Origin of the sequence: Flavobacterium zepuense (genome assembly GCF_007097145.1) — a bacterium.
Lineage (GTDB): Bacteria > Bacteroidota > Bacteroidia > Flavobacteriales > Flavobacteriaceae > Flavobacterium > Flavobacterium zepuense.
Genome location: NZ_VJVZ01000003.1, coordinates 43,902 through 69,810 on the forward strand (window position 1 = coordinate 43,902; position 25,909 = coordinate 69,810).

General features: G+C 40.0%; 28 protein-coding genes. 16 read left to right on the plus strand and 12 right to left on the minus strand.

Going from position 1 to position 25,909, the window contains the following annotated elements:
* Positions 1-2: 2 nt before the first annotated feature.
* The 7 genes from FMM05_RS05440 to FMM05_RS05470 all read right to left on the minus strand — a co-directional run bounded on the left by FMM05_RS05440 (position 3) and on the right by FMM05_RS05470 (position 5,387).
* Positions 3-563 (minus strand): hypothetical protein, encoded by a 561-nt coding sequence (locus FMM05_RS05440; RefSeq protein WP_143372333.1) that lies wholly within the window; start codon positions 561-563, stop codon positions 3-5.
* Entirely contained in the window at positions 564-1,499 is a 936-nt protein-coding gene (locus tag FMM05_RS05445; protein ID WP_143372334.1) for a polymorphic toxin type 23 domain-containing protein, read from the minus strand.
* A gap of 5 nt (positions 1,500-1,504) precedes the next feature.
* Positions 1,505-1,900, minus strand: a complete 396-nt coding sequence (gene tssD, locus FMM05_RS05450) for a type VI secretion system tube protein TssD (protein WP_143372335.1) — start codon at positions 1,898-1,900, stop codon at positions 1,505-1,507.
* A gap of 102 nt (positions 1,901-2,002) precedes the next feature.
* Positions 2,003-2,389, minus strand: coding sequence for a type VI secretion system tube protein TssD (tssD, locus tag FMM05_RS05455; protein ID WP_143372336.1), 387 nt, complete (start codon positions 2,387-2,389; stop codon positions 2,003-2,005).
* 184 nt (positions 2,390-2,573) lie between these two features.
* Entirely contained in the window at positions 2,574-3,941 is a 1,368-nt protein-coding gene (locus tag FMM05_RS05460; RefSeq protein ID WP_185965510.1) for a DUF5458 family protein, read from the minus strand.
* Between the two features lie 8 nt (positions 3,942-3,949).
* Complete coding sequence (locus tag FMM05_RS05465; RefSeq protein WP_143372337.1) at positions 3,950-4,414, minus strand: hypothetical protein; 465 nt, start codon at positions 4,412-4,414, stop codon at positions 3,950-3,952.
* A gap of 34 nt (positions 4,415-4,448) precedes the next feature.
* A complete protein-coding gene (locus FMM05_RS05470; protein ID WP_185965511.1) occupies positions 4,449-5,387 on the minus strand; it encodes a PKD domain-containing protein in 939 nt (312 codons plus the stop codon).
* Positions 5,388-5,809: 422 nt separating this feature from the next.
* On the opposite strand from FMM05_RS05470, the gene FMM05_RS05475 reads away from it, so the two are divergent.
* Genes FMM05_RS05475 through FMM05_RS05510 form a run of 8 tightly spaced genes read left to right on the plus strand, consistent with a single transcriptional unit; the run spans position 5,810 to position 14,662 of the window.
* Positions 5,810-6,400 carry a C40 family peptidase gene (locus tag FMM05_RS05475; RefSeq protein WP_143372339.1) on the plus strand — a complete coding sequence of 197 codons (591 nt, stop codon included), beginning with the start codon at positions 5,810-5,812 and terminating at the stop codon, positions 6,398-6,400.
* Between the two features lie 4 nt (positions 6,401-6,404).
* Positions 6,405-7,331, plus strand: a complete 927-nt coding sequence (locus FMM05_RS05480) for a hypothetical protein (RefSeq protein ID WP_143372340.1) — start codon at positions 6,405-6,407, stop codon at positions 7,329-7,331.
* Positions 7,332-7,333: 2 nt separating this feature from the next.
* The gene (locus FMM05_RS05485; protein WP_143372341.1) at positions 7,334-8,197 is read left to right on the plus strand and encodes a TssN family type VI secretion system protein; all 864 of its coding nucleotides are present in this window, start codon (positions 7,334-7,336) and stop codon (positions 8,195-8,197) included.
* Positions 8,198-8,207: 10 nt separating this feature from the next.
* A complete protein-coding gene (locus FMM05_RS05490; RefSeq protein WP_143372342.1) occupies positions 8,208-9,395 on the plus strand; it encodes a hypothetical protein in 1,188 nt (395 codons plus the stop codon).
* Positions 9,396-9,409: 14 nt separating this feature from the next.
* On the plus strand, positions 9,410-9,922 hold the full coding sequence (gene tssO, locus FMM05_RS05495; RefSeq protein ID WP_143372343.1) for a type VI secretion system TssO: 513 nt from the start codon (positions 9,410-9,412) through the stop codon (positions 9,920-9,922).
* 14 nt (positions 9,923-9,936) lie between these two features.
* Positions 9,937-12,393 (plus strand): AAA family ATPase, encoded by a 2,457-nt coding sequence (locus FMM05_RS05500; protein WP_143372344.1) that lies wholly within the window; start codon positions 9,937-9,939, stop codon positions 12,391-12,393.
* Positions 12,374-12,805 (plus strand): GPW/gp25 family protein, encoded by a 432-nt coding sequence (locus FMM05_RS05505; RefSeq protein ID WP_143372345.1) that lies wholly within the window; start codon positions 12,374-12,376, stop codon positions 12,803-12,805. The genes FMM05_RS05500 and FMM05_RS05505 overlap by 20 nt, the downstream gene beginning before the upstream one ends.
* A gap of 6 nt (positions 12,806-12,811) precedes the next feature.
* On the plus strand, positions 12,812-14,662 hold the full coding sequence (locus FMM05_RS05510) for a type VI secretion system baseplate subunit TssF (RefSeq protein WP_143372346.1): 1,851 nt from the start codon (positions 12,812-12,814) through the stop codon (positions 14,660-14,662).
* On the opposite strand, the gene FMM05_RS05515 is transcribed toward FMM05_RS05510, so the two are convergent.
* Entirely contained in the window at positions 14,655-15,254 is a 600-nt protein-coding gene (locus FMM05_RS05515; protein ID WP_143372347.1) for a GNAT family N-acetyltransferase, read from the minus strand. The genes FMM05_RS05510 and FMM05_RS05515 overlap by 8 nt on opposite strands.
* 119 nt (positions 15,255-15,373) lie before the next feature.
* On the opposite strand from FMM05_RS05515, the gene FMM05_RS05520 reads away from it, so the two are divergent.
* On the plus strand, positions 15,374-15,934 hold the full coding sequence (locus tag FMM05_RS05520; protein ID WP_143372348.1) for a DUF6642 family protein: 561 nt from the start codon (positions 15,374-15,376) through the stop codon (positions 15,932-15,934).
* 75 nt (positions 15,935-16,009) lie between these two features.
* Here FMM05_RS05520 and FMM05_RS05525 read toward each other — a convergent pair whose 3' ends face one another.
* Together FMM05_RS05525 and FMM05_RS05530 are read right to left on the minus strand one after the other, a co-directional pair.
* Positions 16,010-16,405 (minus strand): hypothetical protein, encoded by a 396-nt coding sequence (locus FMM05_RS05525; protein WP_143372349.1) that lies wholly within the window; start codon positions 16,403-16,405, stop codon positions 16,010-16,012.
* Between the two features lie 187 nt (positions 16,406-16,592).
* Positions 16,593-17,765, minus strand: a complete 1,173-nt coding sequence (locus FMM05_RS05530) for a proline dehydrogenase family protein (protein WP_143372350.1) — start codon at positions 17,763-17,765, stop codon at positions 16,593-16,595.
* 92 nt (positions 17,766-17,857) lie between these two features.
* Here FMM05_RS05530 and aroB point away from each other — a divergent pair, with 92 nt between their 5' ends.
* The 7 genes from aroB to FMM05_RS05565 all read left to right on the plus strand — a co-directional run bounded on the left by aroB (position 17,858) and on the right by FMM05_RS05565 (position 23,020).
* Complete coding sequence (gene aroB, locus FMM05_RS05535) at positions 17,858-18,925, plus strand: 3-dehydroquinate synthase (protein WP_143372351.1); 1,068 nt, start codon at positions 17,858-17,860, stop codon at positions 18,923-18,925.
* A 57-nt stretch (positions 18,926-18,982) separates the two neighbouring features.
* Positions 18,983-19,159 carry a hypothetical protein gene (locus tag FMM05_RS20935; protein WP_185965512.1) on the plus strand — a complete coding sequence of 59 codons (177 nt, stop codon included), beginning with the start codon at positions 18,983-18,985 and terminating at the stop codon, positions 19,157-19,159.
* Between the two features lie 64 nt (positions 19,160-19,223).
* The gene (locus FMM05_RS05540) at positions 19,224-20,642 is read left to right on the plus strand and encodes an arginine decarboxylase (RefSeq protein WP_143372352.1); all 1,419 of its coding nucleotides are present in this window, start codon (positions 19,224-19,226) and stop codon (positions 20,640-20,642) included.
* A gap of 39 nt (positions 20,643-20,681) precedes the next feature.
* On the plus strand, positions 20,682-21,653 hold the full coding sequence (locus FMM05_RS05545; RefSeq protein WP_143372353.1) for a deoxyhypusine synthase family protein: 972 nt from the start codon (positions 20,682-20,684) through the stop codon (positions 21,651-21,653).
* 7 nt (positions 21,654-21,660) lie between these two features.
* On the plus strand, positions 21,661-22,071 hold the full coding sequence (locus FMM05_RS05550) for a DNA primase (RefSeq protein ID WP_185965513.1): 411 nt from the start codon (positions 21,661-21,663) through the stop codon (positions 22,069-22,071).
* Between the two features lie 77 nt (positions 22,072-22,148).
* Positions 22,149-22,625 (plus strand): hypothetical protein, encoded by a 477-nt coding sequence (locus FMM05_RS05560; protein ID WP_143372354.1) that lies wholly within the window; start codon positions 22,149-22,151, stop codon positions 22,623-22,625.
* Between the two features lie 44 nt (positions 22,626-22,669).
* Positions 22,670-23,020 (plus strand): iron chaperone, encoded by a 351-nt coding sequence (locus tag FMM05_RS05565; protein WP_143372355.1) that lies wholly within the window; start codon positions 22,670-22,672, stop codon positions 23,018-23,020.
* 67 nt (positions 23,021-23,087) lie between these two features.
* On the opposite strand, the gene FMM05_RS05570 is transcribed toward FMM05_RS05565, so the two are convergent.
* Both FMM05_RS05570 and FMM05_RS05575 read right to left on the minus strand, forming a co-directional pair.
* Positions 23,088-25,418: an ATP-dependent helicase gene (locus FMM05_RS05570; protein WP_143372656.1), complete on the minus strand. Its 2,331-nt coding sequence runs from the start codon at positions 25,416-25,418 to the stop codon at positions 23,088-23,090.
* Between the two features lie 53 nt (positions 25,419-25,471).
* Complete coding sequence (locus tag FMM05_RS05575; protein WP_143372356.1) at positions 25,472-25,864, minus strand: ribosomal maturation YjgA family protein; 393 nt, start codon at positions 25,862-25,864, stop codon at positions 25,472-25,474.
* Positions 25,865-25,909 lie beyond the last annotated feature (45 nt).

Here is a 25,909-nt window from a genome sequence, read left to right on the forward strand (position 1 = left end):
TTTTACCAGTTAGGGTAATCGTTTAAATTATCTATAGGCGCAAATTTGTAAGTCTCCTTGTAATAATCTGTAAAATATTTATCTTCAAATTTCCCTTTTCCATCAATAGTGGCTTTTACTATAACTAATTGTTCATTAGCTATATAACCGTACTTGTATTCAAACTGCTTTACAGGATGTGCCTGCAAGCTTTGTATCACTATTTTTTCGCCTTGAAGCTTATAATAGGCCTCAAATAAAGTTTTATCACTATTATCCGATGCAGCTTTTACTGTCTCAATATATTGCTGGTTAGTGCTAATCTTATTATCAGGGTCTACCACTAAGTTACACTGTCCGGTGTTGTAAAATCTGTAAAACTTATGCACATCAGGCTTTTTGGTAGTATCTCCGTTTGCATCAGTCCATATACTTTCTAAAACGTAAACACCATTGGTTTTTAAGGGTGCATCGGGCTGTAGCCTGAAGTTCTCATCATAAAAAGTATAGTCTCCTTTACTAAAATGCTTTGCAGCGCACGAAAAAAACAACCCTACCAAAATAACCATGGTATACTTTTTCATTTAAAACCCTTTTTGCATTTTTGGCGTAACCTGAAACTCCCAATAGTTGGGCCTTTCTGACGGTATAAGGTGAAAGTTAATGGCACGGTGTATAATTTCCTGAGAATACATATGCCCTGCACCCAACCCATTTACACCAAAATTTCCCTCGGGAGTATGGCCCCTAAACGAGGTGCGCCCCTGGTTAAGGTCAAACGAATGCATATTGGCATCCCACGGGGTATTATTCCGGCTTCGCTTTAAAAAATCAGAATCTACTTCTGTGGCCGTAGTAGGCGTATAATCAAATGCGCGTGATGATGTCCTTTCAAACCAATTACCTGTATTTGTCTTATTAAAACTTTCAAGACTTTGCTCTGCGGCCAGTCTGTCGGTTTCACTAAAAGAATCGGTATCGGCTGTAAACACGTCACTGGCAATTATAAGCTGGTACGGACTGTTCTTTGCGCCAAAGGTAAAATTGCCGCCGCCTGTCCACCAACGGTCATAACCATCAGCTATGCCTATTTTTTTAAAAGCACCAAAGTCGTTATAGGTTTGGAAACTAAAATCGCCTGCGCGGAGCTGTACAAAGCCTACATGTTGGTTCCTGCCGCTGTTGTTTAGGATAAGGTTGGTACCAATGGTTGCCGAGTATTGAAAACGGTCTTCCATACCGGTACCGCTATCTACATGCAGCGGGTAAACACTCATGGGGTTGCCCCGGCCTGAGCCTGCGGTTATCTTGCCGGTAAAAACGGTATCGTAATTCATTTTACTGCTGTTAGACAACGTGCCTATACCACCATTGTAAAAGTTAACCGAGAAATTTACACCCGGCTGTACCGAATTGATACGCTTACTGATGCCAATGCCCGCGGTACCACTCATGTAGGGTTTACCCCCACCAAAGTGCCAGCTTAAGCCTGCAAAAAAATTAGTTTCTAATTCGTCCATAGCCCTTAGAATTTGAGAGGCCAGTTCCTTGCAAACTGAGACCCGTTCATGTTGATCTCTTTTGCAGATATAACTACCTCAATTTTCATAGACATTGTGTTGTAGGCAACAAAAACCTCGTCGTACCTAATACAGTAACCTTCCTTAAACTGCAGTTCGCGCATTTTAGAAATCGCATCCCTCCTGTAAAAGGTTAGTTTGCCATTTTTAGTTTGAGAATTGCTTACCATCCAGTCAAAAAGCATGGTGCTTTTTGTAGACTCAATAACTACACGAATTTTTCCGCCTGCGGGATCTGCCGATGGTTTACCGCTTTTATCGGTATCCTGGCCAAGAGTGCATTGAAATTCCAACACATTCATAACCTCCCCATCTATTTCAAGCTTTGCTAAAAATGACATATATAAATGGTTTAAATTAAAACAATAACTAACAATAATAAAGGGGATGATTTGCAAACCAAACCCTTTATTATTAGTTTAAATAAGTAAATTGTAATTTAATTACACCCATTCATTTACGTGCTCGCCGCCACCGCATGAAAGTTCTTTTGCAGATATTGTAAAGGTTTCTGTAAGCGGGCTGCCGTCTGCAGCGTTAAAACTTTCTTTGTAGTTAACCAGATAACCTTCTTTAAAGTTCATTTCTTTCAGTTTCGCGTCAGTATCACGCTTAACGTACTGGATTGAACCATCTTTTCTTTCGAAGTTATTGGTCATCCATTCAAAGAAGAATGAATCGCCTGTAGACTCTACAGTAAGATCGATAGTTCCGCCACGGGTTACTGATGATGGGCGGCCGGTTGCGTCTATTTCCTGGTGAAGATTGTACGATGCGTTAAGAATGTTTAATTCTTTTCCGCCAACTTTTAGTTTTGATTTGAATGACATAATAAAATATTTAAAGTTTATAATTTAATAAGGAAGTTGGAAGTAAGTAGGGTGATTTATTATGTGCTATCTTATATCTAATTTACGTAATTATTTTGATACAATCTCATTTATATACGTTAAATTATTGTAAATGTGTTGTTTAATTATTTATTAACTGAATTTAATTCAAAAAATGCGCGTTTTAATTTTCCGCATATTCGGTATCCCATTCGTTACCGTCATCGCCTTTTTGCCCATCCATTTTAATTAAGAAGTTCTTGGCCGGGAAGTAAGGCTTTAATCGGATATCAAGAAAAATCCTGTCTTTCTGGTTAGGGTCCTGCTCAAATCTTTTAACCTCAAAATCTTCGATTAATTTATCAGGCCCAGTAACATTATCAAGGAATTTTACCACCTGGTTTAATATCTCTTTACGTGTTTTTGCGTTAAAATTCTCAAAAGCACGCCTGTTTAAAAAGTCCATTAATACTTTAGTAACATAATCAAACACACGAACTACCGAGTAGGTTTGCAGCCCAAGGTTATCGCCATTAAAGAGCGTTTTGCCAGAGAACGCCATTACTTTGCCATACTCGTTAACCATAGGTATAAGCCCAAGGTTCTCTAAGTTGGCTATCTCGCTCTTTTTAAGGTCGAATTTTACACCATCTACCTCGTTAATACCACCAAATTTTTTACCGGCAGTAACCTGAGACATTAGTGTATTATATATTTTACCGGCAAGCGCTGTAGATGGCGGAACGTAAAGGTGATCCTCCTCGTCTATCTCATCATGTTTGCCCCTGCCCACAAGCCAGTTACATGCCATCATAACGTTAGAACGGAACGTATCGCCACCTGTAAGGTTAGCCGACTCGAACATTTCCATAACATCATCCGGTTCATCAAGGTGCTGAAAATCGGTAATAAGCATTACTTTGTTATCATAAGCTATTTTACCCCATTTCTCAATTACTTTATTAGAGCCAAGATAACCCGGTATAACCAGTAATGAGTAATTTTGCCTAAGGTCTAAACGGTCGTAACCATTTACAAGCTCTTCCTGTATATTATCTATAAAGCGTGAGTTGTCAAGGTCTTTTAACTGATCCAGCTCGGCATTCATTATCGAGATATTTTTAAGCTTGCTGGCCTCGGTATTTTTGTAAAATAACGATAGTGTGCGGTAGCTTTCTTCCAGCTCGCGCGATTCTGCCACGGCCGCAGCGAGGTTTTTCTTTAGGGCTGCCTCTGTATCCTCTGATTTTTTTGTAGTTTCTGCCACAAGGTCCAAAAGATTATCAGATGCCTTTAACGACTCTGCCCAAAGTTTTAGCACCGTTTTTAGTTCGGCGCGCTCGGCTTTTTTGCTTGATTCGCTTAAAAATATATTTTTACGTGCTTTACGCTCAGGGTTTAAATTCTGCACGCCTTCTATAGCGCCCTCTAAAAGGTCGAAACCACCGTACTGAATAAATGAATCTAAGCTTTGCTCAAGGGTTGCAGGAGCTAATGTTTTAGTCTCCTGTATATTGTTTATTGATGCCTTAGCACCTTCCTGATTTATCATAATGCTAATTATTTATCGGTTTGTTCTATCTCTTTAATCAGTGTTTCTATCGCATCAATAATAGATTGTTTTGCTTCCGGGTTCTGTAAGGCAAGCTTTAACACCTTGTTGGTTTTAAGCTGCTTTATCATTTTTTGGTACTGCTCATTCTTGGTTTTTAGGTCTAACAGGAAAGGGCTTTGCGCCGTAAGGCCTTTTATAGAGAAATCGCCTACGTTTTTAAAAGCAAGCTCTTCTCTTGTAATGTGGCCGTTGTTATCTTCAAAAGCTACTTTAACCTTAGGGTTATAGTGCTCAAAGACCTCGTCCATCGTTTCCAGGCCTGTAACAATTTCCGGCCTTGCAGGCGTATTAGGAGTAAGTTTTTGCGCTATAAGTGTTTTGTTTTGAGGGATCTCCAGTATACTCTCCTGCCCTTCCTGCCTTACCTCGTTACCGCCAATACCGTAACTATTTGAAAATGAATTTGCCATTGTATCTTGTATTAATATTTATAAAAAGGTTAGTTTAAAAAAGGCCCTTAAACTTGTAGTTTATCTTAATCATTGTTACACAACCGTCGGCATCCCTTACAAGGCCTATACTCCTGATCTTTATCGATTTTTTACGGATGTCTTTATCCAGTGATTCCAGCGTTATTACCTTGCCTTTTTTAAGCTCTACCAAAGGCAGGGCATCGCTGCAAAAATATCGTGTAAGGTTTTGGTAGGTTAGTTTGTCTTCTGCCACACCCATTATCAGGCCTTCCAGCTTAACCTCGTTAATTCCGGGTATCTCGGCACTGCGCTTAGGGGCATCGGGCACGTTGCTGTAATATTCTTCAACGGGGTCTACCCTAACGCTGTTGCGGCGTTTTATCCTTTCAGAAACGATATCCTTTGGCTGTTTTTTAATAGGCAGCACAGTGATTTTTGCAAACTGAACATTTTTAACATCGCCGTTTACCACTAACGATACCACCTTTTCTCCCGGTGTACGGTACGTGTAAGTAGGGTTTTTATCTATCGAGTTTATTTTAGAGCTGTCCTCAAAACGCCACTCCCACGAGGTGGCATTAGCAGTAGAATCTTTAAACTGTATCTGCTCGCCTTCTTTAACCACTTTAGGGGCAAAAAATTTGGGCAATATTGCTGTGTTTACCACATTAACCCTTGGCACAATAGTAATCGTTTTTTCTACGTTACAGGTGTTGTTTATAACCAGCCTTACTTTGTATTTACCAGGGCCGGAAAACGCATGTCCAACTTTAGAGCGGTACGATACCGGAGTACCGTCATTAAAGCTCCATGTCCACTCATAACCCGTATCAGAAATATCAGAAAATGTAATCAGTTCGCCGGCTTTAAAAGATGGTGCATCTATCTTAAAATCGTTAACAGTACAATTGCTGGCGCTGTTCATTTTAAAGGCAAGCAAAACACCCGACAATAGTAATAGTCCTCCCATAAAGAGTAAAACTTTTAAGTCAAAATGAGTTTTTATTTGCGGTCCCTTATTCATTTAAATTCTGAGTATTTCATTTAAATTGTAGGTAATTGTTTAACATAAGTACAATTACTCTTTGGTAAAACTGCTAATTATGTAACAAAACAAAGATTTAAATTTTAATGTAGGCTGCACTTTAACAAACATTTTTGTCAAAATTAACATAGCTTATTAATGCTTCAAAACCAAGCAATTAGAGAACGTTAAATTCGTTTTAATAAAAAGTTAAAAGCAATTGATTAACATAAAAACGTACTAATTTAACATCACAATTGTAGTCTGAACCAAAATTCAGGATGTTATTTTTGAAAGTAAAAACCTATAATAGTTACTTTCTGAATAGTGTTTAAATGATAAGCCTTAATAGTAAAATTTAGTAATTAATGTTTAAAAAAACAGTATTGGTTGTAATGACGGCAATGTGGGCAATGGGGTGCCAGAGTAAGAAAGAATTTGTAATAACTGATGAGCAGGTAGCGACGGAATCTACCCTTAAAAAAGACAAATCAGGCAAGCCAATATATAGTACAACCCTTACAGATAATGACAAGCAGTATTTTGCAAAAAAGCTGGCTGTTACAGAGCCCCAGATATACAATGTTAAGCTGTATAATTTTATTAAAGCCTGGGAAGGCACGCCCTATATTTATGGCGGTACTACCCGAAACGGAATAGACTGTTCTGCCCTTATGAGAGAGCTTTACAGCTATGTGTATGGCAAAAACCTATCGGGCACGGCATCTGACATTGCAATGGATAAAAAAATTGAATTGTTTAAGCAAACTGAGAACCTTAGGGAAGGCGACCTTGTTTTTTTTAGGATTACCGATGAAAAAATCATAACGCATGTAGGCATCTATTTACAGAACGACCGTTTTTTTTCGGCTAACCGGTATGGAGGAACCGAAATTTCGAGCTTACAAAAGCCGTATTGGGAAAAAAACTTTATTACTGCAGGACGCTTTGCGCAATAGTGCCATGGATATTAACCCATTTTTAACCGAAAACTTTAAGCATCTCACTCCGTTTGATGTAAGGGCAGAACTTTTGTTTGATGCCCTAATTAAATATGGCAGTGACGATGCAGATATTGTTATAAAAAATAGCGGGCTGTTTTTTAGAAAGTACAGCAAGGACATTTTAAATGTTACTAACGATATTAACGACCCCGATATTTTAAACATTGCCGTAAGCCGCGACAGCATTTATGATATAATGCCCGAGAGCCTTACCCACAATTACCGCGGTAATGATGAGCGCGAAGACCCCGTGCAGGAATTTAAAAAAAGAAAGCGCGAAGAAAAGGAAGCGCGACATTTTTACAATCCGTTGGAAAATGAATTGTTTCGCTTTAGGCATGATATAGAAAAATACGAGTCGCATTTTTTTGCTTCTATGAACACTGGTGGCGTTGCCGATATCATAAGGATCATACTGGGTGTAGATGCCATTATTCCCGATGTATTGGTAGTTAAACTGTTTTATGCCTTTATGAAACAAAAAAGCAGCAATAATCAGGACATAGTCCACATTTGCAGTATCCTGCAAAGCATACTTTTAGAGGAGGTTACTTATAAAACATCTAACATTAAACTGGAACGCGTTTATGATGTTGAAAACCAGAATGCCGACATGATAATGGGTATTAACACTACGCTGGAAAGCAGCGAGAACATTTTTTTAAAAAAATACGATTTTAAAATTGGCCCATTGGCAAACCCCGATAACTTGCCGTATTATTTTAATGGCCAGGTACTTGAGGCGTTCTTAAATACATTTTTTAATTTATTTATTCCTTTTCATGCGCAGTTTAGCTTTATTATTTCTTTAAACCACGAAGATGAGCTGTTTAGCATGGACGATACACTTTATAAATCCAGATTAGGAATTTCAACAGTATTATAATAATGACAAAATATTTAAACCAGATAGGTGGCGGCCAAATTTTAGTGTACATCGTGCTTATTATTGCCATTGCAATGATGATGTGCGTATTTATAGGCATGAAGGCCCCTGTGTTTAGGCAGGAAAAGAAAAAGTATTTTATCTATATAGTTATTCAGGGACTGGTTTTTTTAATATTCGGGGCTATTTTATACAATTTAAAAGGTACAACGCTACCCAACCGTTTTATATCATTACAAGTATACATGCTGGCGGCAGGTGCGGTTCACTTAACCTTTTACCGCCTGTATTTTAAAAAATTTGAGGCTAAGGCTATTTATAAAGAACTGGCAATAGCTATAGTTTCGGCTGTATTTTTAGTGGCGTTTATAGTCATGATAGTAAGCCATTTCCGCGAGTTAGAATATGTATTTTACCTAACCGGCGCTGCTTTTGCCTTTATTGTACCTACTTTTTGCTACGTACTTTTTGAAACAGCTGTATCTATACCCGCCAAACTGCACAAGCGCTGGTTTTACCCTGTTAGCGGCAGGTATCCGGCCCCTCAGATATCAGACATGCGCAACGTTATAATCGTAAACCTTATCTTCCAGAAAAAGGCTAACGAAAAACAGATCATCAACTTTAAGGTTAAGGCCCCGCGCGCGTTTGAATTTGGCAAGCTGTTCTATTATTTTATAAATGATTATAACGAGAAAAATCCTAACAGCAGGATACACTTTGTAGATGATGCCAATGAGCCCTACGGTTGGTATTTTTATACCAAGCCGAAATGGTTTGGATCATCGGAATATATTGACCCTGAACTTGCTGTAGACACCAACAATATTAAAGACGGAGAAACAATAATTTGCCAACGTATATAAACCAACAATAATGGCTGAAAATATAACACACTTTCCGGTTAACTGGATAGACGGAATGAAGATTAACAAAAACCATTTTGTTACCCTTCAGGATAATATAGAAGATATGGTTAGGGATGCCCGAAATATTGGCGTTAATAACCTTAATTATGGCCTGTTAACCACAAACCTTACAAGGCCTTTTCAGTATGCTATATCTATAGATGCGCATAACGAGCTTAGCGTTACCATTAAATTTTTAAAAGCGGTTACCCCTGGCGGCGGCCGTATAGAAATTACCGACTACACCGGCGAGTTTAGCGAAAAAATAGAGCTTAGCGATTTTGATTTTAGGGAAAGCACCTATTACCTGCTGTTAAATATAGACCCGTATCAAAGGATACCTTCCGGCGAGCAGAACATGGAGGAAGTTCCACCACGTTTTCCCAATGCCCTCCCACGCTATTTTTTAACCAGCGTTGTAGAGGCCGAGGTTAACCAGAACAATATCGGGAGCATGCAGTTTCCGCTGGCAAAATTCAGGTCGGTTTCGGGTAGTTTTGAGATCGTGACCGATTTTATACCCCCTGCACTAACCGTAAACAGCCATCCGCAACTTGTAAACCTTTTCGAAAATTACGAGGCATTCTTTAAGCAGCTGGAAATTAACGCGGTACAGATATCTCAAAAAATACGTTTCAGGAACAATACCCAGGATGAAAACCTTATTGCCAATATGGTTTTTGAAGCCTGCGGCAGGATCATGATGTTTACCGGGCAGCATATTAACCAAAACAAATGGATAAGCTTTAGCATGAGGCCTATGGAGGTTTTAAATAATGTTGTAAGCCTTGCCAGGATTATAAAAAACACCTTTGACTCCTTTAGTGGTGATGGTAAGGAGATGCTTTTCAACTATTTCTCCGAGTGGACGGATACCACCAGTGGTGATTACGAGCGGCTGTTCTCTGAAACCATTAATATAAAATACCGCGCTTTTGATATTGCCCCTGTGGTTACACAGGTTAATGCCTTTATTACTAAATCAGAATACCTGTTTAATATCCTTAATCAGCTGGATTATATTGGCAAAAAACGCGATACGGGCATTTTTGTAAATGAAAATGTGGTGCAGAACGATAAGACCGCCCGCGGTTTCTTTGGCAATTCCGATAATAATAACGATAACAACTCTTCATTTTCTTTTTTAGCTGAATAGAAAAATACAACATCATGGATATCTTAAATAAAAAAGAACGCCTTTCGGCATTTTTACTGTTCCTTTTAATGTTTGTTATAACAACGGGGGTATTAATTGCCGCCCTGTTCTATAATTTTAAACTCCCCTTAAAAGAGAATGAGTTATTAAAGCAGGAAAACGATAAGATAACTGAGCAGTTTGCATTCCAGAAACAGTTTTCGGAAAAAGTAGAAGAGATAACCACGATGGTAGACTCGCTGGATAAGGCGCCCGAGAGTTTTCAGTTTATAGAGCAAAAAATAAATTTTGAGCTGGTAGAACTAAACGAAAAGATACCTGCCGATACCGACCAGGAACTTAAAGTGTACGATAACACCATACTAATAATCAAGAACCTTGTAAATGCTAAAAAAGCGCTTTTGCAGGTTAACGATTCTAAAAAGGAAATAGACCTTCTTAACAACCAGATAAAATCGTATGAGGAAGAAAATAAAGACCTTATACGAGACCTTGAACTGGCAAGGCAACTTAACCGCAGGCCTTAACCAACACCTTGATTATGATTACAGAAGATATAGTTCAGGCCGTATACATTGCCAAGCAACTGGCTAAAACCAATACTAATGCAAAGTATTATCCGGCGCATTTGCTTAAGGCGCTGCTTAATCCGCAATTTAATTTTTTAAAAGAAATGGATGCAGCAGGCATCGATGTTTTTTATTTAGATGAGTGGGCAGATATCCGCATTAGCGAATACCCTAAAGCACCCCGCCCTACCGATAATGCCGAACCCGATGGCAGCGTAACAACGGTTCTTGATGAAGCCGAAGAACTTGCCGGCAAAGGTGGTAAGGATGTAGATTTTGCATCGGTTTTAAGCGCACTTGTAACTCCGGGTGTTGGTTTTTCACACGATCAGTTAAAGTCGCTGCCTTTATCTGCAAACGATATTACAAAAGCATTTGGCGCAGGTCAGGACAGCCCTAAGCCAACTGCTGCATCTAAAACAGGTACTGCGGGCAGTACATCTGTAATAGATAAATACTGCACCAACAAATTACAACATTACAAAGAGACCCCTGCTGCCAATATTATAGGCCGTGACGAGGAGCTTAAGATAGTTACAGAGGTTTTAAGCCGAAAGCTTAAACCACACGTTATAATAATTGGCGAAACAGGCGTAGGTAAATCTACCCTTGTAGAGGGCTTTTGCAATAAAATTGCCAATAAAACCACGCTTACCGCTTTTAATAACGCGATTGTTTTTGAACTCAATACAGGTTCTTTATTTGCCGGTGCCTCTTATAAGGGTGAGGTAGAAGACCGCCTGCAAAAGCTTTTTAACGAGCTGCGCAATTACGAAAAGCCCGTACTGTTTATAGATGATATTCACGAACTTTTTGATGCCAATCAGGGGTCGGGTATTGCAGGTATTATTAAGTCGGAACTTTCTAAAGGCATCATAACCTTTATTGGGGCGACAACTACAGAGAAATTCAGGAAAACGCTGGCAAAAGACGATGCACTTTCCCGCAGGTTTGAAACACTGGAAATAAGCGAGCCATCACAGGATATGGCGCTACGCATGATTAAAAACATCGTTAATCACTATCAGGACCACCACAACTTTACGATAGACGAGGAAGGCTTAAAAGAAGCAATACGCCTATCTAAACGCTACCTTAAAGAGAAATCATTGCCGGATTCGGCGCTTGATCTTATAGACCGTACAATGTCATCTTTAAAAGTAGCAAAAGAAACTATTGGCAAAGATTTACCCAACCTGCAAAAGCAGGTCGAAGAACTGCAAAACGTTACGGATGCAACCGAACTGGATGAAAAAACCATTTGGCTGCACAGCGATATACAGGGCAAAACCGGTAAGTTTTTAGAGGATTCTGAAAGCTCTTCAAGCGATTTTACACTGCTAGATTCAACCGAAAGGTTATCCCATTTACAGCAAATGCTGGAAAAATTAGAAACTATGAATGGCGAGGACAACGTTGTATTGCCGGCGCATTTATCTATAGTGGTATCGGGTATTACGGGCATCCCCGCAGGCAAGGTAAAATCAGACGAGCGTGAAAGGCTGCTTGATATAGAGAACACTTTAAAGCAACGCGTTATTGGGCAGGACCATGCCGTAAGAGTAGTTGCAGACGCCATTTTAGAGTCGCGCTCGGGCTTAACAAAACCGGGTCAGCCCATAGGGTCGTTTTTCTTTTTAGGCCCCACAGGAACCGGAAAAACAGAGCTTGCCAAATCACTGGCTGATTTTCTTTTTGGCGATGAAAATGCCATTATAAGGCTGGACATGTCAGAGTTTAAAGAAGAGCACTCGGCGGCATTATTATATGGTGCACCTCCGGGATATGTAGGCTACGAAGAAGGCGGGCTACTGGTAAATAAGATCAGGCAAAAGCCCTACTCTATTGTTTTATTTGATGAGATTGAAAAAGCCCATAAGTCGGTTTTTGATGTATTCCTGCAAATATTAGATGAGGGCAAGCTGCACGACAGGCTGGGCAAAGAGGGCGATTTTTCTAACGCAGTAATACTGTTTACCTCAAACATCGGGTCGGATTATATAGTGCAGTCGTTTGAGAAGGATATCATACCAAAATCTAACGACCTGATACAATTAATGGCAGGGCACTTTAGGCCGGAATTCCTGGGCCGCCTTACCGAAATTATTCCGTTTGCACCTATCAGCAAAAGCAGCGTATCGAGGATATTTAACATCCACCTTAAAAAAGAACTGGTACAACTGCTGGAAAAACTGGATATACAACTGGAAATTAACGAGGCCGACAGGGAACTCATTGCTTTAAAAGGCTTTAGTCCGCAATATGGTGCCAGGCCCATTAAAGGTAATATTCGCAACCAGTTAAAAAGGCCGCTTTCACGGATGATCATAGCCAACGAGCTAAAAAAAGGAGATACGGTAAAGGTTAGCCTTGATGAAAACGAAGAGATAAAATTTGAGATACACCACCATGAAGGATCTTTATTATAAAATACCTATTGATTTTAAAGCGCTTTCGGCGGGGCAAAACCTGCGTAAGGTAACTATAGAAGAGTCGCTTGCGCAGTATATATCGCTTATTATTACCACCATTTTTGGGGAGTATAAGTACGATACCGATTTTGGAACCATTATTTGGGAAACCGACTTTAACCTGCTGGCCAACGCCAACCAGTTGAAAGACATGATTAAAGAATCGGTACATGAAAAGGTAAAGCATTACGAGCACCGCCTTACAGTGACCGATGTTACCCTTACCGTAAGCGAATATACTGTTAGCTATACCAAGAACATCAGGGTAAAAAAACGCCTTGATATTGTAGTGTATGGCATTATAAACAAAACCAACCAACCCTATTATTACAAGAGCTCTTATTTTTTAGCGCCTTTTTCCTTTAAATAATTCACAATGAACCAACTATCAAAAGACCAGATAAAGGACAGATTGCTTAAGCGCGCCGCCAAACAATGGGGGTATACTGATATTGAACTCGAAAATGTGTTTGACCCCATTGTAAACCTGCTCTTTGATGTTTGCGCCAAAGAACTGGAAAAAATAAGCAACGAAATATTTTCCAGCAGGAGAAGGATGACCGAACGCCTTGTAGATATACTTACACCTACAGCATCGGCCAAGGCAACTCCGGCAAGGGCTATCTTAAAGGCTTACCCTATTGAGAACGAGGCTACCTTAAATAACTATCATCAGTTTTACATCCAAAAAAAGGAAACCAACCCCTATAATCCTACCGAAAGTGTTATAAAAAACTACTTTTTTGGGCCAACCATCCCTGTAAAGCTTACCCGCAACAAACTGAGCTATGTTGTGCTGCCTACCGGCGTTATGGAGATTGCCAAAGAGCAGTTTAAAGAATCGATTAATGCCAATAATTTTATTAACCCTACGCCGCACGGCATTATATGGTTGGGTATTAAGCACCAGGGCGAAGACATTATTAAAGACCTGATGTTTTATTTTTACCTAAAAAATATTAACAACAGGAATACGTTTTTCCACTTTTTGCCTAAGGCCAAATGGTTCTTTAACGATTATCAGCTGGAAACCGCTCAGGGCTATAATAACGACCATAACCACGCCGGCGATGCCAGCGAATTATTCAGGGAAGATTTTTACCATATAGAAAAAACACAGGAGCAGGTAAACGACTTTTACAGCCGTAACTTTATTACTATAAAGAATATTATTAACCTCACCGATGCTGATTACACCATGCCGCAGGAACTGCGCGGCATCCTGGTACCGGAAGATTTTAAACGCATGGCCGATGAAAAACTACTTTGGCTACGCGTAGAATTCCCCAATGTAATTGGTGGCGACATATTATCTGAGATCTATTGCGCCAACAACTGTTTCCCTGTTATAAATAAGAAATTGAATGAGATACAGGGCAGTATAAAAAACCTGTTAAATATCTATCCGTTAAGCCTTAACGAAGATTTCTTTTTAGAGCTTTTTTCGGTTGCCGATGATAAGAACAAAGAATTTGATATTGTAAAAAACAGCGAGACCCAAAAAGACGATGATTTTGCCTACCTGAGGTTTGGCGGTATTGCCCGTTTTGATGAGCGCAACGCTACCGAAGAGATTAACTACCTTATAGACCTTATTAGAGATGAGGCTGCGGCATTTTCCAGGCTTGGCAACGATTTTACCGATACTAACCTAAAAGAGATCAACCAGGTAATATCCAGGTTTAGGAATAAGCTCTCGCAAACCGGAATGCAGAATATTAATAACCCGTATTTGGTACTCAATACCAAGAACAGTACAGAAAAAGGCAACCTTTTTGTAAAATACTGGACCACCAATGGCGAAAAGGCCAACAATATAAACACTTTTTCGAGGCTTGTACTGCACAAAGGCAGCGACTTTGAGAAAGATAACATAGTACTTTTATCTACAACGCAGGGCGGTAAAGACGAGCTTTCTAACTCTGATAAGATATATGCTTTTAGAGAAAATTTGGTATCTAACCAAAGGGTGGTTACAAGACAGGACATTATTATTTTATGCAAGAATCATTTTGGCGATGCCATAACTACTATAGAAGTTAAAAACGGCATACAAACCAGCCTTGATGATAACGTGGGCTATACCCCTACCATTGATATTTACATTAAAAAGAAAGACCCGGCTTATTACAACGAAGAAGAATGGTACTTTTTAAGCGAAGACCTGAAACTTATGATAGAAAAAAAGGCTATAAACATTGTGCCTTTCAGGATTATATTTAATTAGATATTTTCCTCAAAAGATTTTCTTTTACGCCATTAAACCACTCATCGCGCAGTATGCTTAATAGTATAGTATCTCTGCGCGTGCCGTCATGCCGAAATATATGGTTACGCATAACACCTTCAACAGTGCAGCCTATGCTTTTCATGGCAGCAATACTTCTTACGTTGTCGTTATCAGCCCTAAACTCCACACGTTCTACTTGTAAGGTTTCAAAAGCATATTGCAATAACAAAAACTTACAATGCTTGTTTAACCCTGTGCCATGAAAACGCCCGCCATACCATGTATAACCCAATTGCAGCGTTTTTTGATTCGGCTGTATATCATAGAAGCGCGTTGTACCGGCATATTCATTAGTACGCTTATCAAAAATAATAAAAGGATATTCGGTTTTAGTGTCCTTCCTCTGTAGTGCCTGATCAATATAATTAGTAAGGTTCTCCCTGCCTGTAGTAGGTACCGATGAATACTTATAAAGCTCAGGCTCATTTTCGGCAAATTCTATTAAGTTTTCAATGTCGCCTGCCTGCAACGGCCTTAAATAAGCAACGTTATCTTCCAAAATAATATCATGTTCTAAATGGGTTTCCATGTTCACTTTTTAATCAAATATAACGGTTAATACTCAAAGCAAAGTACGCTAAAGTATAAGACGCCATCTTTAATAAAAACTTATATTTGTTAGTTAATGAATATTGCAAAACATGATTTATGGATTATGAGAAATTTATTTTCTGTCTTGAGGCCGTGCCCGATACAGAGATAAACACCACTACCGAAACACTTGAAAATTTAGAACAATTAGCTTTTGAACAAGGTATTGATAGCATTTATAAAACCTGCGATACCATCGAGGGTCTGGAGGAAAGTTTAAATACACTTCTGTATGACGATCATAATTTTAAAAATTATGAAATTATATATCTTATTATGCAGGGAGAAAGCAATAACATTTGCCTTAACGGATATTATTACAGCCTGGAAGAAATAGCCGAGATTTTTGAAGGCAGGATGAAGGGCAAGATATTGCACTTTGCAAATGCTAAAGTGTTAGACTTAACTGAGGAAGAGGCACAATACTTTTTAGATATTACCGGCGCAAAGGCAATTTCAGGTTATGGCGATGCCTACAGCAACATAACCAGCAGTAACCTTGATAAAGCCTTCTTTAGCTTATTTGAGGATGAAGATGATATAATAGAAATTGTAGAAGAATTGCACCAAAAGCATTACACCCTGTGTAAGTTGCTTGACTTCAGGCTATATTACTAGTACATACTTATATAAACACAAAAGCGGGAGATTTTAAAATCTCCCGCTTTTGTGTAAAAAGACAATAACTAATTGTTATACAGTCTCTTCTTTTATAAATTCTCCATTGCTCTTAAAATAGGCAGCAACATCTTTACCATCTTTTGTTAGTACCAGTTTGTACTGGCTACCGTCTTCGGCTACCATTGCCTCAACAAGAGAAAAGCCTTCATATTTTTTAACTGCCGGCCTTAGCACATCTATTGCAATTTCCGATTGTGCGATCTTTTTAAAACCTTCATCGGCTGAAGCGGTTGCTGTAGTAGCATCAGTTGCTGTTGCTGCTGGCTGTGTTTGCGGCGTTACAGCTTGTTGTGGTGCTGTTTGCGTGGTTTGCGCCGGAGCAGTTGTTGTATTAGTATTCTGTTCTGGTGTCTGTGCGAAAGTTGCTATTGACAACATTAATGCGGCTGATAGAAATAAATTTTTCATGACGTATTTATATTTATTGTTATACTAATACATATGAAATAACCATACCAATACATAAAACTATCCTTTTACGCGATTAAATAATTAAAAAACAGCAATTTACATATTTTACCTATATATGAAAAACTGTGGAAGTCTACACAAAATGTAGAAAAGTCTACAATAAATGTGGTTAAAAGCCACAAAATTACTCCTCCAGCTTTCTCCTTTTACGCTCAGTTGCTAATAAATTAAGCTCACGGCTGGTTTGTCCGGCTACCGATGTGTTCTCCTCTGCCCTTCTTATTAAATAGGGCATAACATCGCGCACCGGCCCAAACGGAAGGTACTTGGCTACATTGTAATCATTAGCCGCAAGGTTAAAGCTTATATTGTCGCTCATTCCATACAGCTGCCCAAAAAATACACGCGGGTCATTTTTAGCAATGCCCTTTTGTTCCATAAGCTTTATAAGCCTGTAAGAGCTCTCTTCGTTATGTGTGCCGGCAAATATGGCCATGCTGTCAATATGGTCGGCCATATAATCTATAGCAGCGTCATAATTAACATCGGTAGCCTCTTTAGAGATACATATAGGAGATATATAACCCATTTCGGCAGCACGCTTGTTCTCTTTTTCCATATAAGCACCGCGAACTATTTTCATACCAATATAAAAACCTTCCTGCTTAGCCCTTTCATGCAATTTTTTAAGATAATCAAGCCTGTCCCAACGGTACATTTGCAGCGTATTAAAAACTATAGCACGCTCTTTATTATATTTAGCCATCATATCGGCCACAAGATCGTCGGCTGCATCCTGCATCCAGCTTTCCTCGGCATCAATAAGCAGGGCCACATCATTTTCATGCGCTGCTTTACAAACCGTTTCAAAACGGTCGGTAACACGCTTCCATTCGGCGGCCTCTTCAATAGTAAGGGTTTTGCCCTCCCCTAACTTTTGCCATAGTGCAAACCTTCCAAATCCGGTAGGCTTAAACACCGCAAAAGGTATTGCCTTAATTTCTTGGGCAAATGTTATGGTTTTCAAGGTTTTTTCAAGGGCCTTATCAAATTCAGACTCATCTTCCTTTGCCTCTACAGAGTAATCCAGGACTGATGATACCCCTTTGGTAAACATTTTATCTACCACGGGCAGGCAGTCTTCTTCGGTTGTTCCGCCACAAAAGTGGTCAAACACCGTAGCACGGATAAGGCCTTCAACAGGCAGGTGGGCTTTAAGCGCAAAATTAGTAACAGCGGTACCTATGCGCACCAAAGGCTCTGAGGCTATCATCTTAAATAAAAAATAAGCCCTGTCCAGTTCGGTATCGCTTTTTAAAGCAAAGGCAGCTGCCGTATTGTTGAAAATCTTTTCCATTGTTTTCAAAAAATTTGTGCAAATATAAATACTACATAATAATTAATGATATAAAATACTTTATTTTGCGCTTTCTTTAATACCATACTGTAATGCAGCACATACAAAGCACGGGCTACACTATATATTTTAATGATGATTGCTACACTTACCTGCAACAATTGCTCCTGCCGGGCAGTTACAGCACCATATTTATTATAAGCGATGAAAATACCTCGCAGCACTGCCTGCCGGAGTTTTTATCTCAGGTAGCAACAGAGGTTCCGTTAGAAATTATAGAGTTTGATGCCGGCGAGGCTAATAAAACCATTGAAACCTGCATACAGGTATGGCATGCGCTTACCGACCTGGGTGCCGACCGTAAGAGCCTTATTATAAATGTAGGCGGCGGCGTGGTGACCGACCTTGGCGGGTTTGCAGCATCTACCTTTAAAAGGGGGCTTGATTTTATTAATGTGCCCACCTCCTTGTTAGCTATGGTTGATGCCTCTGTGGGCGGCAAAACCGGTGTAGACCTTGGTGCCCTTAAAAACCAGGTTGGCGTTATAAACAACCCTATTGCGGTACTTATAGATACACAGTTTTTAGAAACCCTCCCTGCCGAAGAAATGCGATCGGGGCTTGCAGAGATGCTTAAGCACGGCCTGATTGCCGATGCCGTGTACTGGAATAATTTTTTAGACTTAAACAATTTATCCTTAACTGATTTAGAGGTATTAATTCACCGGTCGGTTCAAATAAAAAATGAGGTGGTAATACAGGATCCTACAGAGAAAAGCCTTCGCAAAATACTCAACTTTGGCCATACTATGGGGCACGCTATTGAGTCGTATTTCCTTGAAAATGAAAATAAAAAAACCCTGCTGCACGGCGAGGCTATTGCTATAGGTATGATACTGGAAGCATATTTTTCTAAAGAGAAAAACCTCATTACAGAAAGCGAATATACCGAGATTAAAGACGTTATAAATTCTATTTACCCTAAGGTAGATTTTACTGCTGATGACATCACAGCAATTATAGATTTACTGATACACGATAAAAAAAATGAGGCCGGAAAGGTACAATTTGTACTGCTGGAAGGTATTGGTAATGCAGTTATTGATAAATTAATTGATAACCATCTTATTATCAATGCGTTTAAAGACTATCAAAACTAACATTTTTTTAAGACATTTGTTTTTAAATACGAACTATTATTTTTTACATTTGCCCTGATGAAAATAAAACAAGACATGTTTTCCCTCTTTGGGGCCAACAGGAAATATGAGTCTTTGGCTACAATATTGCTGCCTGTATTGTCTTTCAGGAATATACACCGGGAAGTGGTTTTATACCTGGGTACAAACTGCAGCGAAAAGCTCCAGATACGATATGCTAATTTAAGGGTTTGAAATTGAGGCTATAATTATAGGATACTACACACACTATTTTTTAATTCTTACATTATACCTTAAAATGAACACAAAATATTTCGACTTAATAAACCAAACATTTTACTTTCCACAAGAAGAGTTTACACTTAGCAAAGAAAATACATTACAGTTTCATAATATTGATTTGATGAAACTGGTTGAGCAGTACGGTACTCCACTAAAGTTTACCTACCTGCCGCAAATTTCATCTAACATCCGCAAGGCAAAAAGCTGGTTTAGGAATGCGATGGAAAAAAACAAGTACGATGGTAAATACTACTATTGCTACTGTACTAAGAGTTCTCACTTTGAGTACATTATGAATGAGGCTTTTAAAAACAATATTCATATAGAAACCTCTGCTGCATTTGATGTTAACATTGTAGAAAAACTGTTAGAGTCGGGTAAAATAAATAAGAATACTTATGTAATTTGCAACGGCTTTAAAAGAGACCAGTACATAGAGAATATTGCAAGGCTAATGAACAATGGCCACAAGCAAACCATTCCGATAATTGACAATTACGAAGAACTTGACCTGTTACAGGAAAAAATAAACGGTAAGTTTAAAATCGGCATACGTATTGCTGCCGAAGAAGAACCTAAATTTGAGTTTTATACTTCAAGATTAGGTATCGGTTACAAAAACATACTGCCTTTTTACCGCAAGCAAATACTGGAAAATAAGAATGTAGAGCTTAAAATGCTTCACTTCTTTATTAATACCGGTATAAGGGATACATCATATTACTGGAACGAGCTTTCTAAATGTTTAAAGGTGTACATTAACCTTAAAAAAGAATGCCCAAGCCTTGACAGCCTTAATATAGGTGGTGGTTTCCCAATTAAAAACTCGCTTGCTTTTGAGTATGATTATCAATACATGATTGATGAGATTACCAATCAGATAAAAATTGCGTGTGATGAGGCCGAAGTAGATGTACCTAACATATTTACAGAGTTCGGTTCGTTTACCGTTGGCGAAAGTGCCGGTGCTATTTACCAGGTGCTTTATCAAAAACAACAAAATGACAGGGAAAAATGGAATATGATCGACTCATCTTTCATTACCACCCTGCCGGATACCTGGGCCATCAACAAGCGTTTTATTATGCTTGCCATTAACCGATGGAACGACCAGTATGAGCGTGTGCTTTTAGGCGGAATGACGTGCGACAGCGACGATTATTACAACTCTGAGCAAAACTTAAATGCCATTTACCTGCCTAAATACAACCGCGATAAGCCATTGTACATTGGTTTTTTTAACACTGGTGCCTACCAGGAAACCATAGGCGGCTACGGAGGGCTTCACCACTGCCTTATCCCCCAGCCTAAACACATCCTGATAGACCGCGACGAGAACGGCTTCCTGGCTACAGAGATTTTCTCCGAACAGCAGAAGGCCGAAGATGTACTTAAAATTTTAGGGTACAGCGATACAACTACCGAGAAGAAATAAAGATTTACTGAATATTTACAACAAACAAACTTTACAGAAATGAATAAAGGACCAATTAGCCAGTTTATCGAAAAGTACTACCTGCACTTTAATGCAGCGGCACTTGTAGATGCTGCAAAAGCTTATGAAAAGCAATTGCAGGACGGCGCCAAAATGATGGTTACCCTTGCAGGTGCCATGAGTACGGCAGAACTGGGTAAGATTTTTGCCGAGATGATCCGTAAGGATAAAGTACAGATTATATCATGTACCGGCGCAAACCTTGAAGAAGATATCATGAACCTTGTGGCCCACTCACACTACGAGAGGGTGCCTAACTACCGTGACCTTACCCCTCAGCAGGAGTGGGATTTGCTGGAAAGGGGCCTAAACCGTGTTACAGATACCTGTATACCGGAGCATGAGGCTTTTCGCCGCCTGCAAAAACACATTTACAAAATTTGGAAGGATGCCGATGATAAAGGCGAGCGTTACTTTCCGCATGAGTTTATGTACAAATTGCTGTTAAGCGGTGTTCTTGAAGAATACTATGAGATTGATCTTAAAGACAGCTGGATGTATGCCGCTGCCGAAGCAAACCTGCCAATTATAGTACCGGGATGGGAAGACAGTACTATGGGTAACATTTTTGCTTCATATGTTATAAAAGGCGAGTTAAAAGCCTCTACAATGAAATCAGGTATTGAGTACATGACGTATCTTGCCGACTGGTATTCTAAAAACAGCAGCAATGGCGTTGGGTTCTTCCAGATTGGTGGTGGTATTGCGGGAGATTTCCCTATCTGTGTTGTACCGATGCTTTATCAAGATATGGAAATGCACGATGTGCCTTTCTGGAGCTATTTTTGCCAAATATCTGATTCTACCACAAGTTACGGCTCCTACTCTGGCGCTGTGCCTAACGAAAAGATAACATGGGGTAAATTAGACATCAATACACCAAAATTTATTATAGAATCTGATGCAACTATCGTTGCACCTCTTATATTTGCTTACTTATTAGATTTATAGTTGACTTATGAAAAGAGTTATTGTTGATTACGCTAAACTGACCAACGAAATTTTAACCTTGCTGGTTGAAAGGTTTCCGGACGGATATGACGATTCGCATATAATCCGTTTTAAAAACGCCAAGAACGAAACAATTGAAGCGGTTGAAGTAAAAACGGAAGATACCATATACCTTGTTAAGGTGAGCACTAAATTAGCCGACAGGATCGAGAATTTTGACGATGATGATATGGATGATCCGGCAGATGATATGGATGCATTAAAAGAGCTTGAAATCGATGACGAGGATGACGACGATGATGAGCCTGCAAAAGAAGTAATTGAACTTGATCCGGATGAAGATGATGAGGATGGCGAAGGCAGCAGCCGCGACATTGCTGATGATGAAGACGATGAGGATGATGAAGACGATAGATAATACCGGTTTTATAAAATAGCTTATATATTAAAGAACTCTTAACAGAGTTCTTTTTTTATGGGTTAAACCTTACTTTTATGAAAACAAAAACCATGAAAAATAAATTGATGCTACTGGCTGCCGGAATTTTGATGTTCAGCTGCCAGAAAAAAGAAGAGAAAACTGTTATTGAAGACACTACTGTTGAGGCAGAAGCGCCGGTTGCTGAGGCGCCTGAGCAAATATGCTTTTTAAATGTAGTTTCTAAAGACAGTATAGTACTTAATTTTACTAAAAGTGGCGATAGCGTTGTAGGAACTTTTAAATGGCTGCCTGCCGAAAAAGACAAAAAAATAACCGAATTTAAAGGGGTAATAAGCGGAAATACCGTTACCGCTATTGGTGAGGCTTTGGCCGAAGGCACGACCAATAAAGAAGAACTTATTTTTACAATAGACGGTGGGCAGGCTAAAGTGAAATTTGGCGAAATGGCCGAAAGCAGCGATGGCGTATGGCGCTACAAAAACAAAAATGCAACATCAGATCAGGTTCTTAATAAAGTAGACTGCCTGTAGTACATTGTAATCACAAAAGATTATTATGAACCCTGTAGATTATTATGAACCCTGTAGATTCTTACATTGCAAACTTTCCTCCTGCTACCCAAAAACTGTTGTGGCAAATCAGGGAAACAATACTAAGTGCCGCTCCACGGGCAGAGGAAAGCATTAGTTACGGCATGCCGGCTTATAAAACAAACGGTAAGCCATTGGTGTATTTTGCGGGTTGCAAAAACCATATAGGTTTTTATGCCACGCCCACAGGCCATAAAGAGTTTGAAGCCGAACTAAGCCACTATAAACAAGGCAAAGGATCGGTGCAGTTTCCAATAAATGAAGATTTGCCTATCGACCTGATAAGCCGTATTGTTACCTTTAGGGTGCAGGAAAATGAGGCTAAGAGAAAATAAGTTGTGGGTTTTGAGTTTCGGTTCAAAGTTTCAACTCGTAGCCCACAATTCAAAACCCGCAATATATTTACTCCAAAACATCAAGCTTTGCAAAACGAAGTAACAGTTTTTTGATACCCCCTACCTCAAACTGAATTTCAGCTTTCCTGTCGGCGCCTACGCCTTCCAGGTTAAGTACCTTGCCTTTACCAAAACGCTCGTGCATTACTACATTACCTGCTGCAAGCTTACTGTCGTGTGCTACCGGGCTGTTAGGCGCATTGGTTGCCATAGGTTTAAGCCTGCGTATGCCCATATCGGGTTTTGGGTCGTTATCAGTAATCCATTTTGGTGGCGTGCCGTTAGCAGGCTTTACCTGCCTAAGCTTTGATTTATCTACATCGCCAAAAATATCAGTGTTTATCATGGGCTTGTAGCGGTAATTGGTCTCGGCCGGTGTAAGGTATTCTAAAAAGTTATCGGTTATCTCTTCAATAAAGCGCGATGGCTCACTATCAACCAGTTTGCCCCAGCGGTAACGTGATTGTGCATATGTAAGGTACGCTTGGTGCTCGGCACGGGTAAGGGCCACATAGAAAAGGCGGCGTTCTTCTTCCAGCTCGCTACGGGTGTTCATACTCATGGCACTCGGAAAAAGGTCTTCCTCCATCCCCACAATAAACACGTGCGGAAACTCTAACCCCTTTGCAAGGTGAATGGTCATTAGCGCCACGCGGTCGTCATCGCCGGTATCTTTGTCAAGGTCGCTTGCCAGGGCCACATCTTCTAAAAATTCAGATAATGCACCCCTTGCGCCGTCCACTTCTACCTGACCTTCTATAAAGTCACGTATACCGTTTAATAACTCCTCAATATTTTCTATACGGGCAATACCCTCAGGTGTTGCATCCTTTTTAAGCTCCTGTATAAGCCCTGTTTTTTTGGCTATATGTTCCGACAAGTAAAAGGCATCATGGGTTTCGTTAATAACCTGGAAGCTTTTAATCATCATCACAAAATCGTGTAGCTTGTTCTTGGTACCGGCATTAAGCCTCAGGTCTATCTTATCGATATTTTCCATGACCTCAAAAACCGACCTCCCGTAATGGTTAGCCGCTACAGTAAGTTTTTCGAGGGTGCTGTCGCCAATACCTCGTGCCGGGTAGTTAATAACCCGCATTAGCGCCTCTTCATCCTTAGGGTTAATAACAAGCCTTAAATAACCCAGTACGTCTTTAATTTCCTTGCGTTGATAGAACGACAGGCCACCGTAAATTCGGTACGGAATATCGCGCTTACGGAGGGCATCCTCCATTGCGCGAGACTGTGCGTTGGTACGGTATAAAATGGCAAAACTGCTGTTTTTAAGCTGGTTTTGCATTTTCTCTTCAAAAATGGTGCTGGCTACAAAACGGCCTTCCTCGCCATCGGTCATGCTGCGGTGTACCTTTATGCGCGGGCCATCGTCATTGGCTGTCCACACCACTTTATCAAGTTTGGTCTTGTTCTTATCTATAATGGCATTGGCTGCCTCAACAATGTTTTTAGACGATCGGTAATTTTGCTCCAGGCGGTACATTTGCACGCCATCATAATCCTTCTGGAAGTTCAGGATGTTGTTAATGTTAGCCCCCCTAAACGCGTAAATACTCTGGGCATCATCGCCCACCACGCATATATTCTGGAATTTATCCGACAGTGCCCTAACAATAAGGTACTGCGAATGGTTGGTATCCTGGTACTCATCTACCAGTATGTACCTAAAACGGTCCTGGTATTTGGCAAGTACTTCCGGGAAACGGTTAAGCAGCTCATTGGTGCGCAGCAGGAGGTCATCAAAGTCCATCGCTCCGGCTTTAAAGCAACGGTCTACATATTGCTGGTAAATTTCACCCAGGCGCGGCTTTTTGCTCATTGCATCGGCTTCCTGAAGCTCCGGGTTATTAAAATACGCCTTAACGGTTATAAGGCTGTTTTTATACGATGATATACGGCTAAGTACCTGTTTGGGCTTGTAAACATCTTTATCAAGCTGCATTTCTTTAATGATAGAGCTTATAAGGCGCACACTGTCCTGGCTGTCGTAAATACTAAAGTTAGAAGGGAAGCCCAGCTTATCGGCTTCAAAGCGCAGTATTTTGGCAAAGATGGAGTGAAACGTACCCATCCAAAGGTTCTTGGCTTCAGAACTGCCCACAATATCGGAAATACGCTTTTTCATTTCCTTTGCCGCCTTATTGGTAAAGGTAAGCGCCAGGATGTTAAACGCATCTACGCCCTGGCTCATTAGGTAGGCAATGCGTATGGTTAATACCCTTGTTTTGCCCGATCCTGCACCGGCAATAATAATCATTGGCCCGTCTTTTTGAAGGGTTGGCGCCTGCTGGGCCTCGTTTAACTGGCTTATATAATTGTGGATGTCCATTGTGTAGCTTTGAGAAATGCAAAAATAACTATTTTACCCGACATACATCAGGCAACTGCACCATCTTTAGCAAGCCAAAACCTGTCTGGCCAAAAGGCTAAAACTATTCCTATAAAATACGCCAGCAGGTCGCTCCACAAAAAACCCGACCCCAACACCAGCCTGCCAAATAGTGTAGCACGCAATGCTGTGGCCCAAGGCGCTTCATACAACTGAAAAGCCTCTATAGCATAGCAGGTTACCAAAGCAATAACAGCCCTGTGCAAACTTTTGGTATGGGGCAGCAAAAAGCTGTAGAAATAGTACATCATAAAAGCGTACAACACATCGCCAAGGTACAGGTTAACCATATCCGGAAATAAATCCTGCCGGTGCCTTGCCAGCAGTCCTGTAATTATGGTAAGCAGGGCAATTACAAGATAAATTAGGCGCTGTTTCATAAATATATCGTTAAACCAAAGGTAGCCTTAAAATTATTTTTAGAG

Bases quoted from the DNA above. Each gene is read 5' to 3' on its own strand.
- FMM05_RS05440 (WP_143372333.1), bottom strand. From the start codon at position 563: ATGAAAAAGTATACCATGGTTATTTTGGTAGGGTTGTTTTTTTCGTGC.
- FMM05_RS05445 (WP_143372334.1), bottom strand. From the start codon at position 1,499: ATGGACGAATTAGAAACTAATTTTTTTGCAGGCTTAAGCTGGCACTTT.
- tssD (WP_143372335.1), bottom strand. From the start codon at position 1,900: ATGTCATTTTTAGCAAAGCTTGAAATAGATGGGGAGGTTATGAATGTG.
- tssD (WP_143372336.1), bottom strand. From the start codon at position 2,389: ATGTCATTCAAATCAAAACTAAAAGTTGGCGGAAAAGAATTAAACATT.
- FMM05_RS05460 (WP_185965510.1), bottom strand. From the start codon at position 3,941: ATGATAAATCAGGAAGGTGCTAAGGCATCAATAAACAATATACAGGAG.
- FMM05_RS05465 (WP_143372337.1), bottom strand. From the start codon at position 4,414: ATGGCAAATTCATTTTCAAATAGTTACGGTATTGGCGGTAACGAGGTA.
- FMM05_RS05470 (WP_185965511.1), bottom strand. From the start codon at position 5,387: ATGGGAGGACTATTACTATTGTCGGGTGTTTTGCTTGCCTTTAAAATG.
- FMM05_RS05475 (WP_143372339.1), top strand. From the start codon at position 5,810: ATGTTTAAAAAAACAGTATTGGTTGTAATGACGGCAATGTGGGCAATG.
- FMM05_RS05480 (WP_143372340.1), top strand. From the start codon at position 6,405: ATGGATATTAACCCATTTTTAACCGAAAACTTTAAGCATCTCACTCCG.
- FMM05_RS05485 (WP_143372341.1), top strand. From the start codon at position 7,334: ATGACAAAATATTTAAACCAGATAGGTGGCGGCCAAATTTTAGTGTAC.
- FMM05_RS05490 (WP_143372342.1), top strand. From the start codon at position 8,208: ATGGCTGAAAATATAACACACTTTCCGGTTAACTGGATAGACGGAATG.
- tssO (WP_143372343.1), top strand. From the start codon at position 9,410: ATGGATATCTTAAATAAAAAAGAACGCCTTTCGGCATTTTTACTGTTC.
- FMM05_RS05500 (WP_143372344.1), top strand. From the start codon at position 9,937: ATGATTACAGAAGATATAGTTCAGGCCGTATACATTGCCAAGCAACTG.
- FMM05_RS05505 (WP_143372345.1), top strand. From the start codon at position 12,374: ATGAAGGATCTTTATTATAAAATACCTATTGATTTTAAAGCGCTTTCG.
- FMM05_RS05510 (WP_143372346.1), top strand. From the start codon at position 12,812: ATGAACCAACTATCAAAAGACCAGATAAAGGACAGATTGCTTAAGCGC.
- FMM05_RS05515 (WP_143372347.1), bottom strand. From the start codon at position 15,254: ATGGAAACCCATTTAGAACATGATATTATTTTGGAAGATAACGTTGCT.
- FMM05_RS05520 (WP_143372348.1), top strand. From the start codon at position 15,374: ATGGATTATGAGAAATTTATTTTCTGTCTTGAGGCCGTGCCCGATACA.
- FMM05_RS05525 (WP_143372349.1), bottom strand. From the start codon at position 16,405: ATGAAAAATTTATTTCTATCAGCCGCATTAATGTTGTCAATAGCAACT.
- FMM05_RS05530 (WP_143372350.1), bottom strand. From the start codon at position 17,765: ATGGAAAAGATTTTCAACAATACGGCAGCTGCCTTTGCTTTAAAAAGC.
- aroB (WP_143372351.1), top strand. From the start codon at position 17,858: ATGCAGCACATACAAAGCACGGGCTACACTATATATTTTAATGATGAT.
- FMM05_RS20935 (WP_185965512.1), top strand. From the start codon at position 18,983: ATGAAAATAAAACAAGACATGTTTTCCCTCTTTGGGGCCAACAGGAAA.
- FMM05_RS05540 (WP_143372352.1), top strand. From the start codon at position 19,224: ATGAACACAAAATATTTCGACTTAATAAACCAAACATTTTACTTTCCA.
- FMM05_RS05545 (WP_143372353.1), top strand. From the start codon at position 20,682: ATGAATAAAGGACCAATTAGCCAGTTTATCGAAAAGTACTACCTGCAC.
- FMM05_RS05550 (WP_185965513.1), top strand. From the start codon at position 21,661: ATGAAAAGAGTTATTGTTGATTACGCTAAACTGACCAACGAAATTTTA.
- FMM05_RS05560 (WP_143372354.1), top strand. From the start codon at position 22,149: ATGAAAACAAAAACCATGAAAAATAAATTGATGCTACTGGCTGCCGGA.
- FMM05_RS05565 (WP_143372355.1), top strand. From the start codon at position 22,670: ATGAACCCTGTAGATTCTTACATTGCAAACTTTCCTCCTGCTACCCAA.
- FMM05_RS05575 (WP_143372356.1), bottom strand. From the start codon at position 25,864: ATGAAACAGCGCCTAATTTATCTTGTAATTGCCCTGCTTACCATAATT.